Below are 19,530 nucleotides of genomic sequence, written 5' to 3'. Positions count from 1 at the left end.
CCTTGAAGTGAGTTTTGAAGTCGACCCGAAACTGGTTGCGCTGGGTGATCAGCTGTTTCACGATCGACGCCTCTCCCGGGACAACTCTTTGAGTTGCGCCAGTTGTCATCTGCTCTCAACCGGTGGGACAGACCGAAAGCCTCGTTCCGCCGGGGTAGGGGGTGTATTGGGGGGAATCAAGGCGCCAACCGTTTACAACAGCAGTTTCAATCTTGCCCAGTTCTGGGATGGACGGGCGGAGAGTCTTGAGATTCAGGCTGCGGGTCCGGTGCACAATCCTGTTGAGATGAACTCATCCTGGCCTGAAGTGATCTCCAAGTTGAGTCAGGATGCCTCCATGGTTGAGGTTTTCGGTCAGCTCTTCAGTGACGGCATTACCGGTGAGAACATTGCAATCGCCATCGCCGCCTTCGAAAAAACGCTGGTGACTGAGGGCTCCCGTTTCGATCGTTGGCTGAGCGGCGAGCAGACCCTGAGTGAGCGGGAGTTGCGCGGCTATCGACTGTTCAAAAGCTACGGCTGCATCAGTTGCCACCAGGGGGCCAATGTGGGCGGCAACTTGTATGCCTATATGGGAGCCAAGGGTGACTATTTCAAAGACAGAAATACAGAAATCACCGAGGCAGACTATGGCCGATACAATGTAACCGGAGAGGAGGACGACAAGCACTATTTCAAAGTTCCCAGCCTACGACTGGCCGCGGTCAACTCACCCTACTTTCATGATGGTTCCGTATCGACCCTGGATGAAGCGATTCGGGTGATGGGGCGTTATCAGTTGGGTCGTGAGATACCCGATGAGGATATACGGGATATCGTTGCTTTTCTGCATACTTTGGTTGGCAAGCATAGTCGATTCAAGCCATGATTAAGTTTCTTAGATCAATCGGCACCAAACGCGGCGCATTGCTGATCGGCTTGAGCCTGGCATTTGCCTTGTTGCTCGGGCTGTTCTGGGATGATGAGTCCAGTGAGTATGCAGAGATCTCACACAACATGCTGCAATTGAAGAAGCTGGATGCCCGCCTCGATCGGGATATGCTGAGAATCTCCTCATTTCTGATGGTTCAGTACGACCCATTGGTAATGACGACCAACGATCTGCGTGAGATGAAAGCAAAGATCAATCTGCTGATCGATGAGCATGATCAGCAACTCAAGGATCTTTTTTCCACCTATTGGCAAGGGATGGATGAAAAGCTCACCCTGCTGGAAAAGATCAAATTTCAGGCCGCACTGGTGCGTAATGGCATTCACTACCTGCCCATCATAGCGAATGAGCTGAAAGTGAGTGAGCCGAGACTCTACGAAGATATACTGGTACTGATCAATCAACTCTATACCTACCATCTGTTCTCTGCGGATTCACAGTTCACCGAAGTTGAACGCAATCTGGAACAGCTCAAGCAGTATAAGGTGGAAATCACCGGGAATCAGTCACTATTGGAGCAGGTGCTGTTTCATATCGACTCTGATCTGCATGGTCTTGCCAAACTGGGTCTATTGAAGCGACGCTATCTGGAGATTTCGAGCCAGGAATATTTCGAGGCGATTCATGCCAGGCATGAAGCCAATCGGATAGCAGAGACCAGCACCAAACGGGAGCTGATCATGCTGCTGATGGTTGCGGTGTTCATTCTGCTGCTCGGTCTGTGGCAACTGATCAGGAGTCTGCATAATGCCCATCAGGAGGTAAATCGTGCCTGGTATCGTCTGCATGATGCGGTGAACAACCTCTCCGAGGCGTTTGCCCTGTTCGATGCGGACGGTCGTCTGGTATTGTTTAATCGCTGCTTCGAGGATTTCTATCCCTGGCTTAAAGAGCGAGATATGGAGTCTCTCACCTTAAAGGAGCTGCAGGCTGTTGCTGCTAGCCGGGTGAAAAATCTGAACCTTGAGGGCGATGCGATTCTCGATCTCTTGCCTCAGGGTCAGTATCTGGAAAAGCTGGATAGCGGCGCCTGGTATCTCAGCAGTAACAACCGCACCACTGAGGGTGGGCTGGTCTGCGTCAGAAGTGATATCACAGAGTCAAAACAGGCCGAGTCGGATCTGCGTAAGCTGGGTCGGGTACTGGAGCAGAGTCCTGCGTCAGTGATCATCACCAATACGGAAGGGATTATCGAGTATGTGAATCCGAGATTTGAAAAGGTCTCGGGTTACACGGCAGCAGAAGCGATTGGGCAAAATCCAAGGTTCCTCAAGAGTGGAGACAAGACCAAACAGGAATACAATGATATGTGGAGCAGCCTGCTCGCAGGTAAAGAGTGGCGTGGTATGTTCCACAACAAGCGCAAAGACGGTTCCATTTATTGGGAGTCCGCGTCGATCTCACCGCTGCGGGATGAACGAGGCAAGATAACCAACTTCATCGCTGTCAAAGAGGACGTCACAGCACAGAAGCGGGCCGAAGATCAGTTGAGAATGAATGCCACAGTATTTGACACCACGGCGGAAGGGATCATGGTGACTGATGAGGAGAACCGGATTAAAACGGTCAATCCGGCCTTTTCAAGAATCACCGGTTACAGTCAGGAAGAGGTTTTAGGGCGTACACCCAATATTCTCAGTTCCGGTCGCCACAGCAAATCCTTCTATGAGGACTTGTGGGAGTCTGTGCTGCATAAAGGCTACTGGTCAGGTGAGATCTGGAATCGGCGTAAGGATGGCAGTGTGTTTCCGGAATGGCTGTCGATCTCTGCAATCAAAGGTGAACACGGCATCGCAAAAGAGTTTGTCGCCGTCTTTTCCGATATTACCAAGCACAAAGAGAACGAAGAACAGATCCGTTATCAGGCCAACTATGATGCCCTGACCGGGCTGCCCAACCGTTCACTGTTATCCGACCGATTGAATCAGGCCATCGCTGCTGCCCATCGTGAAAACTGGATGCTTGCGGTGCTGTTTATCGATCTCGATCACTTCAAGGTAGTGAATGATACGTTCGGCCATGTGGTGGGGGATGAGCTGTTGCAGCTGGTATCTGCACGGATCAAAGCCTGTCTGCGTGAATCGGATACGGTAGCCAGGTTTGGTGGGGATGAGTTCATCATTCTGTTGCAGGATGTTACGGAGATGGATTCTGTGGCGAATGTGGCCACGAACATCATCGATCATATAACCCGAGTTTTCTCTCTGTATGGGCGTGAGATCTATATCGGTGCCAGTATCGGCATCACGGTCTATCCGGATGATGCGGTGAATGCGGACTCCCTGCTGCGAAATGCGGATATGGCCATGTACCAGGCGAAGGAGCGGGGCCGAAATACCTACCAGTTCTTTACCGCATCGATGCAGCAGCACACCTTGGAGCGCCGACAGCTGGAGCTGGATCTGCGGCAGGCGATCAAACGGGATGAACTTGAGATCTACTACCAGCCGGTCATCAATCCGACTCTGAACAAGGTGGTGAGTGTCGAGGCTCTGTTACGCTGGCATCACCCCCATCGGGGTACCGTCTCTCCGGCAATCTTCATCCCGGTTGCAGAAGACAGCGGACAGATTGGCCCCATTGGTGAGTGGGTATTGAAGAAATCCTGTGAGCAGTTGAAGCGGTGGCACAATGCCGGCTTCAGTGATCTCAAACTGGCGGTGAATCTCTCCAGCAGACAACGGGAGCTTGGTCTTGAGGCCAGCTTTTTACTGGGGGTATTGGCGGAGACCGATCTCTCTCCCGATTATATTACCCTTGAGATCACCGAGAGTCTGTTGATGCGTGATACCGATGAGGCGATGACCTGGTTGTCTGATTTCAAGGCACTCGGCGTTTCTCTGTCAGTGGATGATTTTGGTACCGGTTATTCATCACTCAGCTATCTGAAGCGGTTCCCGGTTGATACGATGAAGATCGATCGCTCATTTGTCAGCGATCTACCGGATGACATTGAAGATGTAACCCTGGTGCGAACCATTGTTGCGATGGCACAGAGCCTCAATCTGTCCCTGATTGCGGAAGGGGTGGAGACCCTAGAGCAGGCTGAATTCCTGGTCGATACCGGTTGTGACAATCTACAGGGCTTCTACTACGCCAAACCGATGTCAGCGAAAGAGTTGACACTCTGGCTCAGTTCCGATGTGCTTGAGACAGGTACCACATAGGGGCTGTCAATCCGTATTCTATCGGCCATGGACTGCTGAGCACCATTTTAAGATTGCCGTTATCAAATCTGAGCGCCCGATCCAAACCCAAATAATTGCACGCTGTTTTTTGGTCAATACCGGTGCCCCTGTCACAACCTCAATCCCCGATTGGTTATATAAAACCGCTGCTGAAGGAGACTCCAACGCTGTTATGGATTGAGGTGGCTCTGATGCTCGATGGTGATTCAGAGAGTTTACTGATCTGTCGGCTGACTGGAGAAGTGGTTGCAACCTGATTGACGGAAGTTGTACCACTCAAACTGATTACTAGGACAAATTTGCAATATTGAGGGATTTAATTATGAAAAAACTGACTACCGTTGCCTTGTTAAGCCTGACCCTTACACTGGTTGCCTGTAGCGACTCAAGTGGCCCGGATAGCAGCACCAAAGCCGATACCGCATCACCGATGACTGAACCGGCAGAGCCTGCAGTGAGCGGTCAGGGTATGGAGCAGGGTGATCAGGCAGCATTTGAAGCTGGTGTCGATGCAGCCAATCAGGCCGCCGCTGAGAAACAGTAGTGGTGACAGGGGGGTGACCCTGACTTTTATAAGTTCTCCCGGCCTACCTCACCAAACCGCGTTATATCCAACTCATAGGCAACATAAATCTTGCCATTGAGCTGTGTGGTTGCTGCTACTGTAGAAACCCCACTCTGTTGTTGAAGTGGCAGAGTGGGGCACCGGGTTTTATCCGGCTATGAGCCGGGTTAAGGGCTATTCATGCCTGATTGTTCGTTCTCAGCGGCAGAAATGCTATAAAGGGTTATTATTAATCCGGCTGTACTCAACATACTGAGTCGCCGGGTTAAGTAATATACTATCCTGTGTTCAATATCGAATTACCCTGGTGGTGATCGATGCCTATTGCATACAAGCCTATTTAAGAAAATTAATACTGTGAGGAGCCTACATGAGCGGCATTGTCGAAGTGACCCTTCCCGATATCGGTGATTTCGAGCAGGTGGATATCATTGAAATTCTGGTATCTCCAGGCGACCGGGTCGATGCGGAAGATTCGATTATTACCCTGGAGAGTGATAAGGCGACAATGGACATTCCCTCCCCGTACAACGGCACGGTCAAGGAGCTGATGGTCAAGGTCGGGGATAAGATCTCCATGGGTGGGGTGATCCTGAAACTGGAACTCGCCGCCGGGGAGAAGGCGGAAATCCCGACGGCAACCAGTAAAGCGCCGGTATCCGAGGCGGTCAAAGGTGCCGCAGACAAGCAGGCTGATGTGGTGGTGCTCGGGGCGGGACCTGGTGGTTATACCGCAGCTTTCCGGGCAGCGGATCTGGGTAGGAAAGTCATTTTGATCGAGCGCTACGAGGCACTCGGTGGGGTCTGTCTGAATGTTGGCTGTATCCCGTCGAAAGCCCTGCTGCATGCCGCGGATGTGATCAATGAAGCGGCTGAAATGGAGGAGATGGGGATCAGCTTCGGTAAGCCGAAGGTTGATCTCGACAAGCTTCGCGCCGGCAAGGACAAAGTGGTGCAGAAACTCACCGGTGGCTTAAAGGCGTTGGCCAAGCAGCGTAAGGTTGAGGTGGTTCACGGCCTGGCCCGTTTCGAGTCACCAAAGCGAATTGCGGTGAATGGCGCTGAGGGTAGCACCTCGATCGATTTTACCGATGCCATCATCGCTTGTGGCTCCACCCCAGTAGAGATTCCCGGATTTCCCAATGACGACCCCAGGCTGATCAACTCAACCGGGGCATTGGAACTGGCTGACGTTCCGAAACGCATGCTGGTCGTGGGTGGCGGAATCATCGGGCTTGAAATGGCCACGGTCTACAGCACATTGGGCAGCAAGATCGATGTGGTGGAACTGCAGGACAATCTGATCCCCGGGTGCGACCCGGATCTGGTCAGACCGCTGCAGAAACGGATCAAAAAGCGCTATAACGCCATCATGCTGGCTACCAAGGTGACCGATATTCAGGCTCAGAAGAGTGGTCTGAAGGTCAGTTTCGAAGGCAAGCAGGCACCGGACAAACCGCAAACCTACGATCGGGTACTGGTCTCTGTAGGTCGGGTACCGAACGGCAAGAAGATCAATGCTGAGGCGGCGGGGATCAATGTGGATGAACGTGGTTTCATTCCGGTTGACCAGCACATGCGGACCAATGTGCCTAACATCTATGCCATTGGTGATGTGGTTGGGCAGCCGATGTTGGCCCACAAGGCCACCCATGAGGCAAAAGTGGCTGCCGAAGTGATTGCGGGGCTGCCATCCAGCTTTGATCCGATGACCATTCCGTCAGTGGCCTATACCGACCCGGAAGTGGCCTGGATGGGACTGACTGAGACTGAGGCCAAGGCACAGGGTATCGAGTATGAGAAGGGAGCGTTTCCCTGGGCTGCCAGTGGCAGAGCTCTGGGTATCGGCCGTGATGAAGGGGTGACCAAGCTGCTGTTTGATCCAAAATCGAAGCGGATTCTCGGGGCCGGTATCACCGGGCCGAATGCCGGTGAGTTGATCGGTGAAACCGTACTGGCACTGGAGATGGGTGCCGATGCGGAGGATATCGGCTTGACCATACACCCCCATCCAACCCTCAATGAGACCATCTGCTTTGCCGCAGAGATGGCGGAAGGCAGCATCACCGACCTGATGCCACCGAGAAAGCGCTGAGCCGGGCTGGTTGAGATCCAGGATAAAACAAGTTGGACCGGGTGACTGCTGCTGTGCGGGCCTTTTATGAGGCCTACCCCTATCCGCCGGGTAACAGGCCCGATTGCGATGCCTACCATGGACGGTTACTGCTCAGTTACATCGAACGACCCGAAGGCATGCCCAAGCAGCTTCAGTTGCTTGAGGCGGGTTGTGGACGGGGAATCAACCTGATCGCAGCCGCGGCACTGCAGCCAGATGATCAGTTCACCGGCATCGATATCAACCGGGTGGCGATCGACGAAGCATCGGCGAATATCCGCACAGAAGCACTCGCCAACCTCAGTTTTCAGCTTGCCGATCTGCTCAATCCGGCCTCTCTGCCAGGGGTGAGTCGGGGCTATGATGTGATTCTCTCCTATGGGGTGATACACCATCTGAGTGACCCGCTCAAAGGCCTGCAGCAGCTGACCCAACAACTGGCGCCCCATGGAGTGATGTCATTGATGGTCGATGGTCGGTATGGCCGGCAGCCTCTGGATCGGTTTCTACAGGCTCTGGAGATGATTTCACCATCGGCTGGCCCAGATGAGCAAAGGGCGGCGACGGCCAGGGCTCTGGCCCGGGTCGCCGAGAGGGGGCTATTCCAAGGCAACTGCTGGCAGGGTACCTCGTCGGTGGATGAGGTGGAGTTCGCCGACCGATGTCTGCATGTGCATGAGCAGAGTTATGACATCGAGGGCTTGTGGCAGTTACTGGATATGGCCGGTTTGAAGTTTATTCGTTGGCATCAGCCGGATGATTGGTCGCTAAAGAAGATCTTTGATGATGAGGCGCTGATCGAGCAACTGCAGGCAATTGAACCCTCGATGGCCTATCAACTGATCGAACGCCTGACCTACCGACCCAAACTGACCCTGGTGGTGGCAAGAAAGGAGGAGCAGCCCCGACTACCCCTGACCAGGGAGGCGTTCCTGTCAAAACGTTTTTGCCTGAGTCCTCAGTTAAAACGGGTAACCGATGAGTCAGGCAACACAGAGTGGTTGCTGCGTGGGCGCAAGCTGTCGATTGCTGCGCAAGGGTTGCCACATCAACTGCTCACTGCTGCGTCACAAAGTGACAGCGGATTTACCGCTTCGCAGCTGCTTCAACAGCTTAGCGGGGAGTCCAATAACCCGCAGCAGGGCCTGAATCTGTTCATGCAACTCTATGATCTTGAGTGTCTCTATGCCCCCCATGAAACAGACAGGACACTGTGATGATTGATACTCCGCCGCTCTATTTCAGAGATCAGGGTGACCCGCAAAAGCCGGTCCTCTGTCTGATGCATGGACTGTTCGGTTCGTCCAGTAATTGGATGGGGATAGTCCGGCTGCTTCAGGATCAGTTCAGAATCATCAATCTCGATCTGCGCAACCATGGCCGATCTCCACACTACCGTGAGATGAGCTATCCGCTGATGGTGGATGACCTGCTGGCGCTGTGTGACCATCTCGAGCTGCAGACAGTCTCTCTGCTGGGACACAGCATGGGTGGTAAAGTGGCCATGCTGACCGCTCTCACAAACCCGGAGCGGGTGGAGAAGCTGGTGGTGGCGGATATTGCGCCGGTCGCTTACGAGAACCGTTTTGCATCCATATTCAAGGGGCTGCAGACTATGCCCCTGGAGCAGCTTGAGAGTCGTGATGCGGCCGATCTCCATCTGTCCGGCTATGTTGCCGAGCCAGGGGTTCGTCAATATCTGCTGCAGAATCTACTAAAACAGGGAGAGCGTTGGGGATGGCGCTTCAATCTGCAGAGCTTGATTGAAGCCATGCCGCTGCTGACAGACTTTCCTGAGGTAGCGGGTAACACTTTTCCCGGGGATGCCCTGTTCATTCATGGTGAACTGTCGGACTATGTGAACCAGCAGGCGATCAGGAGCATCGACGACTGCTTCCCGCACAATCGCAGAAGGATGATCCACGCTGCGGGCCACTGGCTGTATGCGGAACAACCTGCCCCTTTTGCTCAGGCGGTGGCCAGTTTTTTGAAGTGACTTCCGTGGCGTGTAGCAATTCCCACAGAGGAAGCCGGTCTGAACAGCGGTCGAACAGAATTAGAATTCAAAGATCAAAAATATAACGGAGGAGGTAATCGATGAAAAAATTATTCGGGATATGTCTTTTGATGCTGCCATTGATCGGTGTCAGTGCCGAACAGCAGTTTATCAGCATTGGAACCGGTGGCCTTACCGGGGTCTACTACCCGACCGGTGGTGCCATCTGCCGGCTGTTGAACAAGGGCAGAAAGGAGCATGGAATACGCTGCTCTGTGGAATCCACCGGCGGGTCCATCTTCAATCTCAATACCATCGCCGCAAAAGAGCTCGATTTCGGTGTGGCCCAATCGGATTGGCAGTATCATGCCTATCAGGGCAGTTCAAAGTTTTCCAAGCAGGGCGCCAACAAGAGCCTGCGGGCGGTCTTCTCCATCCACAGTGAACCGTTTACCGTAATGGCCCGTACAGAGAGCGGCATCAAAGCTTTTGCCGATTTGAAAGGTAAACGGGTGAATATCGGAAATCCAGGCTCAGGTCAGCGGGGCACCATGGAGGTCATGATGGAGAAGCATGGCTGGAGTAAGCAGGATTTCAAACTGGCTTCGGAGTTGAAGGCGACTGAACAGGCCAGAGCCCTGTGCGACAACAAGATCGATGCCATGGTCTATGTGGTGGGACACCCCAATGCTTCGATCAAAGAGGCGGCCACCGCCTGTGATACCCACCTGGTCGCGGTAGCCGGGGATCTGGTTGAAAAACTGATCGAGACAACTCCCTATTATGCACCGGCGACTGTCGCTGGAGGTGTCTATCGTGGCAGTGACGCCGACACACCCACCTTCGGCGTCAAGGCGACTCTGGTCACTGCCGAGCATGTTGACGAAGAGGTTGTCTATCAGCTGGTCAAAACCGTGTTCAACAATCTGGATAAGTTCCGCCAATTGCATCCTGCTTTCGCCCATCTTCAGGCTGCGGCCATGCTGGAGGGCAATACCGCGCCATTTCACAAAGGAGCGATGCGCTACTACAAAGAGAAGGGCTGGCTGTAGTTTATTCCAGGCAACTTCTGCAAGCTGTGGCCAATCCCGATTGGCTGCAGCTTTTTCTGCATTCCAGGTCTGTTACTCCACGATTCTCAGAAGCTGACTTTTTAGATCAACTGGTTACGAACTATTGAGGACACTTCATAGTAAAAAAAAGAGTAAAAACGATTGCGTCTATTCGTGGATTGGGTGTTCATTAAGCCATGTCAGGAAATGGAGCGCTCAGAATCAGGCTCTTCAGATCTGCCACAGCAGTGAGAGGTTATAGTTGAAGTCGTTGTTCTCTTGCTCTTCACTGACATCGGAGTCGTATTCGTTTCTCAATCCGAGTTTGATGGCCAGGTTACGGGTTTCGGCCATTTTGATCGACCAGTTAACAGCCGTCAGATTGCGGTACTCCCCGGTTTCGTCCAGATCCGGATAGAAGGCTGTGGTGAACTCGAATCGCTCAAACTCTGAGATGATCCAGCCCAGATCGAGTGCCAGTACCAGTTCCGGGGTTTTGATATCTTCATCATCACCCCGGCTGATCGATCCACCCAGACCGATCCGGCTGGCGATATCCCAGCTGTCGTTCTTCAGATGCTGGTAACCGCTACCGCCGGCGGCTGAGAGACGATCGTCCCAATCCTTGAACTCGTCCCAGTCATAGCGTCCCTGGAGGAATGAGAACCAGGGATTCTGCGGCCAGATCCACTCTCGTTTCAGGTCGGCGAAGAAGCGGTTTGCGGAGATATCGCCATCACTTTTCGAACGATCGTAGGCGGATGAGAATTTCCAGGTTTTCAGCGGATCGGCATAATCGGTGTTGAAACCCAGATGAAGGTTTATCGTCTCACTGTTGCCGGAGGCTCCATTCAATCCCAGTTCGAGCTGGTGGCGCCAGGATGCCTCAATCCCATCATCCGCAAAAGCGGGTAGGATCGATACTGTACAGATCAACAGTGATAGAGTAGCTGACAGAGATTTAAAACTCATGGCTCGCGTAGCAGGTTGTGAACAGATGGTGCAGAAGAATAACGTAAATCAGTTGGAAATGGTGGAGACGGTTGAGTATGGTGGGAGGCGTCCCACAGGTTTGACCAAAAGTTTTCTGATGGCTACCGCGCTCTGCTGGGCGCTGTTTCAGCTGTGGGCGGCCTCACCACTGCCTTTTACCTTCGGCATTGGTGTCTTCAACGATACTGAGATCCGTTCAATCCACCTGGCGTTTGCCATCTTTCTGGCCTATCTGTTTTTTCCCTTCAGAAGACGCATCAGCCATCAGATCCCCTTGATTGATTGGTTGCTGGCAGCAACCGCCGCCTTCTGCGCGGCCTATCTGTTTCTCTTTTATGAAGCGCTGGCTGAGCGGGCAGGGGCTCCCTCTGGGTTCGACGTGGGGGTGGCGGTAGCCGGTGTGTTGTTACTCTTGGAAGCAACCCGAAGGGCGCTGGGCTGGCCGCTGATGCTGATTGGCGCCTGCTTTCTCGGCTATACCTTTGCCGGTCCCATATTGCCCGACCTGCTGGCCCACAAAGGGGCTTCCCTGGAACGGGTTGCCTCACACCAGTGGCTCTCCACCGAGGGTGTATTCGGTGTGGCGGTGGGGGTCTCCGCCGGATTTGTGTTTCTGTTTGTGCTGTTCGGCAGCCTGTTGGAGCAGGCCGGTGGGGGACACTATTTCATCCGCGTCGCCTATGCTCTGGTGGGCCATCGCCGGGGTGGGCCAGCCAAGGCGGCGGTACTGGCATCGGGATTGACCGGTATGGTCTCCGGCTCCTCCATCGCCAATGTGGTCACCACCGGTACCTTCACCATCCCGCTGATGAAGAAGATCGGATTCTCTTCAGAGAAGTCCGGCGCGATCGAAGTGGCGGCTTCGACCAATGGTCAGATCATGCCGCCGGTGATGGGGGCGGCGGCGTTCCTCATGGTGGAGTATCTCAACCTCTCCTATCTGCAGGTGATCACACACGCCTTTCTGCCGGCACTGCTGAGTTACATTGCACTGCTCTATCTGGTCCACCTGGAGGCGGTCAAGGCGGGTATGCCTGCGGCACACCGCAGTCATGTGGCCACACTCTGGTCCCGTCTGCTGCGATGGGGATTGACCCTCTCAGGAGTGGCACTGTTTTTTCTGCTGGCTTATTGGCTGGTGGGGTTGGTCGATCAATTGCTGGGGGAGTACAGCTTCTGGGGAAATGCGCTGTTGATCCTGGCGCTCTACGGATTGTTGATCTACGGTGAGGTCCGATATGGATTGCGCCAGCAGGATGAGAATATCCTGGAAGGAGTGACCCCGGGCCAGGCTCTGTTGGGTGGGCTGCATTTTCTGTTGCCCATTTTGGTGCTGGTCTGGTGTCTGATGCTGTTGCGCCTCTCTCCGGCCACTTCGGTCTTCTATGCGATCTGTCTGATGATGGTGATACAGCTGACTCAGGAGGCGCTGCGGGCGCTCTATAGCGGAAATCGATTGACTGAAGGGTTTGTCAATGGATTCAGGTCCCTGGTCACCGGTCTGGAGAATGGCGCCAGAAACATGATCGGCATCGGTGTCGCCACCGCTACCGCCGGTATCGTGGTGGGGACCGTCAGCCTGACCGGTATCGGCCAGGTGCTGGGTGAGCTGGTGGAGGTACTCTCCATGGGGTCCGTCGTGCTGATGCTGCTGCTGACCGCCCTGATCTGTATGATCCTGGGAATGGGTCTGCCCACCACCGCGAACTACATCGTGGTATCGACTCTGATGGCCCCGGTGATCGTTCAGCTCTCCGCTTCCCACGGACTCGACATCCCACTGGTTGCGGTGCATATGTTTGTCTTCTATTTCGGCATCCTGGCCGATGACACACCACCGGTAGGTCTGGCCGCCTATGCCGCTGCGGGTATCTCCGGTGGGGATCCGATCCATACCGGCCTGCGATCATTTTTTTATGATATCCGTACCGCCATTCTGCCGTTTATGTTTATCTTCAATACCGAACTGCTGATGATCGGTGTCTCCGGTGTGGGGGATTTTCTGTTGATCGCACTGCAGGGTCTTGCGGCGATGCTGCTGTTTGTTTCCGCTACCCAGGGTTGGCTGATCGTTCGCAACCGTTTATGGGAGAGTGCCGCACTGCTGCTGGTCGTGTTCTCCCTGTTCCGCCCCGATTTCTGGCAGCAGCAGATCTTCCCATCCATGGCCTGGCAGCCGCCACAGCAGATTGATGCCTATCTTGCTAAGCTCCAGTCTGGTGACAAGCTGCGCCTACAAGTGGAGGTGGAGGAGGAGAGTGGTGAGTTCAGGAAGAAGGATGTGCTGCTGCAGGCGTCGACACTGGAGGGTGAGCTCTCCCTGGCGTCGTTTGGCTTGTTGACCGAAGCGGATAGTGAAGGGCTGAGAGTGGTTGATGTGGTGTTTATGAGCGCCGCGGAAGGGGCGGGACTGGAAGCGGGTTTTACCCACCGGGTCCACGGCTACTATCTGCCTCAACAGCAACCGGATAAAAACTGGTTTCTGATACTGCCGCTGGCACTGTTGGCCTTGATTCTGTTTATGCAGCAGCGGCGCAGAGAGATAACCGATTCCGGTTGAGATCCGGGCTTGGTCAGTGGTTTGACCAGCCTTACAGAGATCCAGACAGACGATAACGATGGTTGAAATATAACGATGGCTTTCAGTTTCTATTGGCACGATTATGAAACCTGGGGTGCGGATCCCCGTCGCGACAGGGCTTCACAGTTTGCCGGTGTGCGAACCGACGAGGAGCTCAATCCTGTGGGTGAGCCGCTGGTCATCTACTGCAAACCGAGTGATGACATGCTGCCCCAGCCGGTTGCCTGCATGATTACCGGAATAACCCCTCAGTATGCCCAGCAGCATGGCCTGGTGGAGGCCGAGTTCATTCGTGCCATCCATCAGCAGCTGGCAGCGCCGGGTACCTGTGGTGTGGGCTACAACAGCCTGCGTTTCGATGATGAAGTCACCCGTAACACCCTCTATCGAAATCTCTACGATCCCTATGCCAGAGAGTGGCAGAACGGTTCATCCCGCTGGGATATCATCGATATGGTTCGGCTGACCCACGCGCTGCGACCTGAGGGGATCGAATGGCCGAAAAACGATCAGGGTGTGACCAGCTTTCGGTTGGAGGAGTTGAGTGTGGCGAATGGCATAGAGCACGCCGCCGCTCATGATGCCCTGTCGGATGTCCACGCCACCATCGGCATGGCCAGACTGGTCAAGCAGCGCCAGCCGAAGCTGTATGACTATCTGTTCAACAGCCGTGCCAAGCAGGTGATTGCATCACGTCTGAATCTGCAGAAGCGTGAGGCGGTGCTGCATGTATCCGCCATGTATCCGGCGGTACAGGGATGTATCGCCATGGTGATGCCATTGATCAAACACCCGGCAAATCCTAACGGCATTGTGGTTTACGACTTACGTTACGATCCGGAGCCACTGTTCTCGCTTGATGTGGAGACGCTGCATCAACGTCTGTTCACACCCAAAGATCAACTCCCGGAAGATGTGGAACGGCTGCCGATCAAAACGATACACATCAATAAATGCCCGGTGGTGGTGCCGATGAACACCCTGGACCCGCAGTCTGCGGAGCGTTGGCAGATCGATCTTGCTCAGGGGGAGCGGCACCGGTCGGCACTGCTGGAGGCGGACCGGTTCATGGCTGACATAGAGCAGGTCCACCGGCAGCGTGAGTTCGAGCCGGTAAGCGATCCCGATCTGGCGATCTACTCCGGAGGCTTCTTTTCAAGCAGTGATCGACAGCGAATGAATCAGATCGTTGAGTCGGAGCCTGAGACCCTGTGCGATTTTCCACCGGTATTCGATGATCCAAGACTGGTGGAGATGCTGTTCCGATACCGGGCCAGAAACTGGCCGGAAACCCTCAACCAGGAGGAGCGGCAGCGCTGGGAGGAGTATCGCAGTGAACGCCTGTTGATGGAGGAGGGGGGTGGCAGCATCAACCTGGATCTCTACCTGCAGACCCTGGATCAGCTGGAGGCCGATCCCGGGCTGAGTGAACAGGAGCGTACATTGATTGCGGACTTACTCGCCTGGGCCGAGCAGGTGGCGCCGTTATAGCGGATGAACTTTGGAATGGCCGCGAATCACCACGAATGCTCAACAGTATCAAATCTGGACGGATGTTTTCATTCGTCGTACACCCGGCATTGGCCGGGTTAATCGTCTGTGGTTGCCTGGCTGGGCTGTCGGACTACTCTTCTGACCACTTCTGCAAGGCATCGATAATGCCTTTCGCCTGATCCTTGCTGGAGATGTTGAATTTACTCTTCTGCATGTATTCGCCATTACGCTTCTGATAGCGACGAATGGTGTACTTGTCGGCACCGTATTGCTGCTTGGCGCGATCCCAATCCTGAAAACGGAAGATGATTGTGGTCCAGGCCCCTTTGGAGAGAACAACCTTGTCCAGTTCCTTGACCACATCGATGCCGTCTTCCGTATAGTTGACTGTCAGCTCGTCAGGTGTTGATGCCATAGTGTTAAGTAAATCCCATAGGTTGATAAAACAGTGTTAACGATCTTCGGAAGCACCGAATTGTATCAGCATCCGGATGATATCCTGATTGCCTTTCTGTTTGGCCAGGCTCAGTGGAGACAGCCCCTCCTGATTGGCAATATCCAGGCTTGCGCCACGATTGATCAGGTACTTTGCTGAGACTCGTTGATCGTTGAGAATCGCCGAGTGGAGCGGAGTATTGCCTTTCTCGTCCTGGTTGTCGAGTTTTGCCCCCTGTCTGATGAGAAAACCGACCACATCCCGGTCGGCACTACCCAGTGCTGCAGTCTCATGCAGGGCGCTGTTCGGCTCGATTTTCGCTCCCTTCTCCACCAGATATTCGGCAATGATCGGGTTTCGTGCAATCAGGGCCTTGAGCAGGGGAGTGTGTCCCTGAGGATCGACCGCTTCCAGGTCGGCCTGGTTTTTCACCAGGATCCTACTCATCACCAGGCTGCCTTTCTGGGCCGCCACATGGAGTGGTGTCAAACCGCTGGTATCCGCTTTGTTGACGTCGGCGCCCCAGTGCAGATTACGCTCCAGCTGGTCGATGTCACCGATCTGTACCGCACGGGAGAGGGTGATGGTGGGTTCCGCCTGCTTGCTGCAGGCCGATAATACGATGAAACACAGGCTTATGATGATTGCGATTCGATATAACATAGGGGGATAGTAAATCCATCACTACTCAGGCTGCAAGGCCCTAGCTGCAGGTTGTTTGAGAATCTTCTTATGCTGTCAGGGATTATTCCAGCAGATGTTTAAAACTAGATTCATGTTCATGCAAACCATCGGCTGCAGTTGCGATGATTCACCAGTTAACCGGTTTACCTCGTCCAACCTGTACTCTGTCTATCTATTCCTTTAGGATGCGGACAGGCTGAGATTGTTCCGTAGACGGAATTTTCACTGAACACACGAATATTGTGTGAATGGCTATCTCTAACACTAGGGCCTGTTAACACGAATCCAATTGGCCCTGTTGCCCCTGAAAAAGCGCCAATCAAGGCGCGAGGAGAGAGGTTTGGTTATTCCAAATGAACGACGAGCAACGCCGAGTGGCGCTTTTTCAGGGGCAACCCGAAGGGCTGAGGCTATTTCTCCGCCCAGCGGCGTTATCATTCGCTCATGTGGAGTGACGACACTTCGCTCAATCTGCCTTGCTGGGCGAAAAAATAGTCACGGCAGGGCCAATTGGATTCGTGTTAACAGGCCCTAGGCAGAGCATAAGACTCCCGATCGTGATAAGCAAAATACTCCTGACAATGGCTGTTATCGGCGTGGCCTGGCTGGTCATTCGTCATCGCCAGCAGTCTCTCAATGAACCTGCACGGATCGCCCGGCCGGTTGCCAAAGAGAAAAGCTCAAACCGATCGATCAAGTGGCTCAGTTACGCTCTGTTGGTGCTGATGATTTCGGCCAGCCTGATCTATCTGGGTTGGCAGGTGGAGCAGGGCTATCGACTGGTTACGGTACGTGTGGTGGATGCTCAGACAGGCCGCAGTGTCAGCTACATCGCAAGAAGAATGGATGTGGATGATCGCCACTTCGTCACCCAGGATGGTCGGGAGATCATTGTGGCCGATGGTGAGCGCATCGAACTCTCAGCCTACAATCCGCAACAGCTCCCCTGAGCCTATTCGCCCGGCGATCAAATAGTTCACTTCCAGGGTTTCAAGCAGACCCTTGATCAAGGCATGGTTCACTGCGGCTGAAAGTGAACTATTTGGTCGCCGGATTGGTATTTATTGCAGCTCCAGGATTTTACTTCTCTGCCGATATAACCGGTTAACAGTGTGATCAACCCGGTGGTGGGCTCATCCTGCGTCATGTCATTTGCGCAAAAAATCATCAAAACTTGTTACACCCTGGAGGGTTCCACCCGCTATAAGGGTTTGAAGGGTGCAGTCTACAATCTGCTGCAGAATCCCCGTGCGCCGATTCGTCCCTACTTCGATATCTTCATGATCCTGCTGGTGCTGCTCAGTGTCTGGCTGCTGATCTATGAAGTGAAACACGATCTTGGATTGTGGGGCGATCTGATTGAGGTGGGGGCGGTGACCATCTTCATCATTGAGTATCTGTTGCGTTTCTGGCTCTACAACGACAGTCACAAAGTCATCATCGAACGCTACGAGCGGGCCGAGTTCATCAATGAGACTTTTCGCCTCGGTCCCGCACTCTCCAGTGCAATACTCGGTAAGCTCAGGTATGCGATCCAACCCCTGGCGATCATCGATCTGCTGGCGATCATTCCAAGCTATCGTCCGTTAAGGTTCCTGCGAATTTTTCTGCTCTTCAGACTGTTCAAGCTGTTCCGCTATACCCGCAGCATCAGTGAATTCGTCAAGGTGCTGTCTGAAAAGCGTATTGAGTTGGTCACCCTGTTCATCTTCATGGCGTTTATCACCTTTACCGCCGCCACGGCGATCTTTTTCTTCGAGGCGGAACATGACGAGGGGCAGATCGACGGCTTTTTCGACAGCGTCTATTGGGCCCTGGTCACCATGTCGACAGTCGGTTATGGGGATATCACTCCGCAGACCACTGAGGGCCGGGTGATCAGTCTGGTGTTGATCATCGCCGGATTGGGTGTGATCTCGTTCTTCACCTCGATCATCGTCTCCGCCTTTGGAGAGAAGATTCATGAGATACGCGCCCACCGGGTCTTTTCCGAGGTTGAGCGCAAGCAGGTCGATACCCTGGTCTGTGGTTTTGGCCGGGTCGGACAGGTGGTGGCGGATCGTCTCTCCGAGGATAAGCGTTCGTTTGTGGTGGTGGATCCTCTCGAAGAGAACATCAGGCTGGCGAAACAGCGCGGTTATCTGGCGGTGATGGGCAATGGTGAGGATAACTCGCTGCTGATGAGTATGGGGATAGAGACCCGCATCAAGCGGCTGCTCTGTTTGACCGGTGACGATGTGGTAAATGTCTACATCACTCTGATTGCACGGCAGATGAATCCCGATATTGAGATCATCTCACGGGCCAACCACCGGGAGAATGTCAACAAGCTCCATCGGGCCGGGGCAAGCCACTGTGTGGCACCCTATGAGGTATTTGGCCTGATCGCTGCCGAGTATGCGGGTCAGCCGGTGGCCTTTGAAGCGGTTTACGGCCTGCTCACCCGGCAGACCAGCGAAGGCATCGAAGCGGTGCGTATCAAACGTGACAGCTCTCTGGCGGGCAAGCAGATGGGAGAGATCGATTTTCTCGCCAGGAAACTGATCCCCTTCGGTATCATCAGGGATGGCTGCTGTGATCCAGGCATCGATAACAGCTGCTTCAACCTGAACGAGCGCTGTTTCTACTTCAATCCGGGAGAGAAATTCACGCTGCAGGCAGACGACCTGCTGGTGCTGATCGGTCATGAGTACAGTGTCATCCATCTGCGAGACTGTCTGGAACGGGGGGAACTCTAGTGGCACGGCGGGATAACTTGATCTTCGGTTGTGGCGCACTGGGTCATGAGGTGGCCATGCAACTGTCTGAGCGCGGCATCCAGGTCTATCTCTACAGCAACAACTTCGATGAGGTGGGGGGGCTGCTGGCGAAGGGGCTTCAGGCTGCGGTCATCGACTATACTGACGATGAAAAACTGTTGGGGATCGGTATTGGAAACTGGGTCAAGACGATATTCTGTCTCTTTTCCGAAGAACCGAAAAACCTCTTTTTGACCCTCTCGGCCCGGGCCTTGGATCCGAATCTGAAGATTGTCTGTGTCGCGGAATCGATTGAATCCAGCGAACGGCTGCTCGCCGCCGGAGCCACCAAAGTCATCGATCCCTATGAGATCAGTGGTCAGCGGGTGCATGAGATGATTGCCCGTCCCTATCTGGTGGAGATGCTTGAAAACACGGTTTTCGGTAAGCATATCGATATTGCCGAGATAGAGATCCCCGATTCATCGGTGCTGGCCGGTATGTCCTTGAGCGATCTCGAGCTGAACAAAAAATATGACCTGATCGTGCTTGGGGTGGTGGATCTTGAGCTGGGCAACCAGCTGATCTTCACAAACAGCGGCGTCGACCACCATCTCGATGCCGGGGATATTCTGGTGGTGATCGGTTGCAAGCAGGAGATTGAACGACTCAAGCAGGGCGTCTCAGCGGATGCCGGGGAACCCTGAAGGGATAAAAACCATCCAACGGAATTAGATAGGCCAGCAGCCCGCTGAT

At 53.9% G+C, this 19,530-nt stretch carries 15 protein-coding genes; 12 read left to right on the top strand and 3 right to left on the bottom strand.

The genetic code is table 11. The features are described 5' to 3' along the window. The first annotated feature begins 7 nt into the window (after positions 1–7). From A3193_RS11570 to A3193_RS11540, 7 genes are all read left to right on the top strand, one after another. The gene (locus tag A3193_RS11570) at positions 8–868 is read left to right on the top strand and encodes a cytochrome-c peroxidase (protein ID WP_235614985.1); all 861 of its coding nucleotides are present in this window, start codon (positions 8–10) and stop codon (positions 866–868) included. Then, positions 865–4,098, top strand: coding sequence for an EAL domain-containing protein (locus tag A3193_RS11565; protein ID WP_141694789.1), 3,234 nt, complete (start codon positions 865–867; stop codon positions 4,096–4,098). Before A3193_RS11570 ends, A3193_RS11565 begins: the two co-directional genes overlap by 4 nt. Positions 4,099–4,441: 343 nt before the next feature. Beyond that, entirely contained in the window at positions 4,442–4,663 is a 222-nt protein-coding gene (locus tag A3193_RS11560) for a hypothetical protein (protein ID WP_069006252.1), read from the top strand. A 391-nt stretch (positions 4,664–5,054) separates the two neighbouring features. After that, positions 5,055–6,779 (top strand): dihydrolipoyl dehydrogenase, encoded by a 1,725-nt coding sequence (gene lpdA, locus A3193_RS11555; RefSeq protein ID WP_069014914.1) that lies wholly within the window; start codon positions 5,055–5,057, stop codon positions 6,777–6,779. Positions 6,780–6,820: 41 nt separating this feature from the next. After that, positions 6,821–8,017 (top strand): class I SAM-dependent methyltransferase, encoded by a 1,197-nt coding sequence (locus A3193_RS11550; RefSeq protein WP_235615037.1) that lies wholly within the window; start codon positions 6,821–6,823, stop codon positions 8,015–8,017. Further along, on the top strand, positions 8,017–8,796 hold the full coding sequence (locus A3193_RS11545) for an alpha/beta fold hydrolase (protein ID WP_069006249.1): 780 nt from the start codon (positions 8,017–8,019) through the stop codon (positions 8,794–8,796). Before A3193_RS11550 ends, A3193_RS11545 begins: the two co-directional genes overlap by 1 nt. Positions 8,797–8,897: 101 nt before the next feature. Beyond that, the gene (locus A3193_RS11540) at positions 8,898–9,848 is read left to right on the top strand and encodes a TAXI family TRAP transporter solute-binding subunit (RefSeq protein WP_069006248.1); all 951 of its coding nucleotides are present in this window, start codon (positions 8,898–8,900) and stop codon (positions 9,846–9,848) included. 231 nt (positions 9,849–10,079) lie between these two features. On the opposite strand, the gene A3193_RS11535 is transcribed toward A3193_RS11540, so the two are convergent. After that, positions 10,080–10,820, bottom strand: coding sequence for a DUF481 domain-containing protein (locus tag A3193_RS11535; protein ID WP_069006247.1), 741 nt, complete (start codon positions 10,818–10,820; stop codon positions 10,080–10,082). Here A3193_RS11535 and A3193_RS11530 point away from each other — a divergent pair. After that, the gene (locus tag A3193_RS11530; protein WP_235614984.1) at positions 10,819–13,401 is read left to right on the top strand and encodes a TRAP transporter permease; all 2,583 of its coding nucleotides are present in this window, start codon (positions 10,819–10,821) and stop codon (positions 13,399–13,401) included. The genes A3193_RS11535 and A3193_RS11530 overlap by 2 nt on opposite strands. Before the next feature lie 75 nt (positions 13,402–13,476). Beyond that, the gene (gene sbcB / locus A3193_RS11525) at positions 13,477–14,913 is read left to right on the top strand and encodes an exodeoxyribonuclease I (RefSeq protein WP_069014908.1); all 1,437 of its coding nucleotides are present in this window, start codon (positions 13,477–13,479) and stop codon (positions 14,911–14,913) included. 133 nt (positions 14,914–15,046) lie between these two features. Here the strand turns inward: sbcB and A3193_RS11520 are convergent, their stop codons facing one another. Further along, complete coding sequence (locus tag A3193_RS11520; protein WP_068990967.1) at positions 15,047–15,331, bottom strand: hypothetical protein; 285 nt, start codon at positions 15,329–15,331, stop codon at positions 15,047–15,049. Between the two features lie 36 nt (positions 15,332–15,367). Beyond that, on the bottom strand, positions 15,368–16,015 hold the full coding sequence (locus A3193_RS11515; protein ID WP_069006244.1) for an ankyrin repeat domain-containing protein: 648 nt from the start codon (positions 16,013–16,015) through the stop codon (positions 15,368–15,370). A 578-nt stretch (positions 16,016–16,593) separates the two neighbouring features. On the opposite strand from A3193_RS11515, the gene A3193_RS11510 reads away from it, so the two are divergent. The 3 genes from A3193_RS11510 to A3193_RS11500 all read left to right on the top strand — a co-directional run bounded on the left by A3193_RS11510 (position 16,594) and on the right by A3193_RS11500 (position 19,481). Next, positions 16,594–16,986 carry an antitermination protein NusG gene (locus tag A3193_RS11510; RefSeq protein ID WP_139117059.1) on the top strand — a complete coding sequence of 131 codons (393 nt, stop codon included), beginning with the start codon at positions 16,594–16,596 and terminating at the stop codon, positions 16,984–16,986. A 195-nt stretch (positions 16,987–17,181) separates the two neighbouring features. Beyond that, the gene (locus A3193_RS11505; RefSeq protein WP_069006337.1) at positions 17,182–18,774 is read left to right on the top strand and encodes an NAD-binding protein; all 1,593 of its coding nucleotides are present in this window, start codon (positions 17,182–17,184) and stop codon (positions 18,772–18,774) included. Next, positions 18,774–19,481: a potassium channel family protein gene (locus A3193_RS11500; protein ID WP_235614983.1), complete on the top strand. Its 708-nt coding sequence runs from the start codon at positions 18,774–18,776 to the stop codon at positions 19,479–19,481. Before A3193_RS11505 ends, A3193_RS11500 begins: the two co-directional genes overlap by 1 nt. The last annotated feature ends 49 nt before the right edge of the window (positions 19,482–19,530 follow it).

This window comes from Candidatus Thiodiazotropha endoloripes, assembly GCF_001708965.1.
Taxonomy (GTDB): domain Bacteria; phylum Pseudomonadota; class Gammaproteobacteria; order Chromatiales; family Chromatiaceae; genus Thiodiazotropha; species Thiodiazotropha endoloripes.
This window is presented reverse-complemented; position numbering and strand designations above follow the sequence as displayed.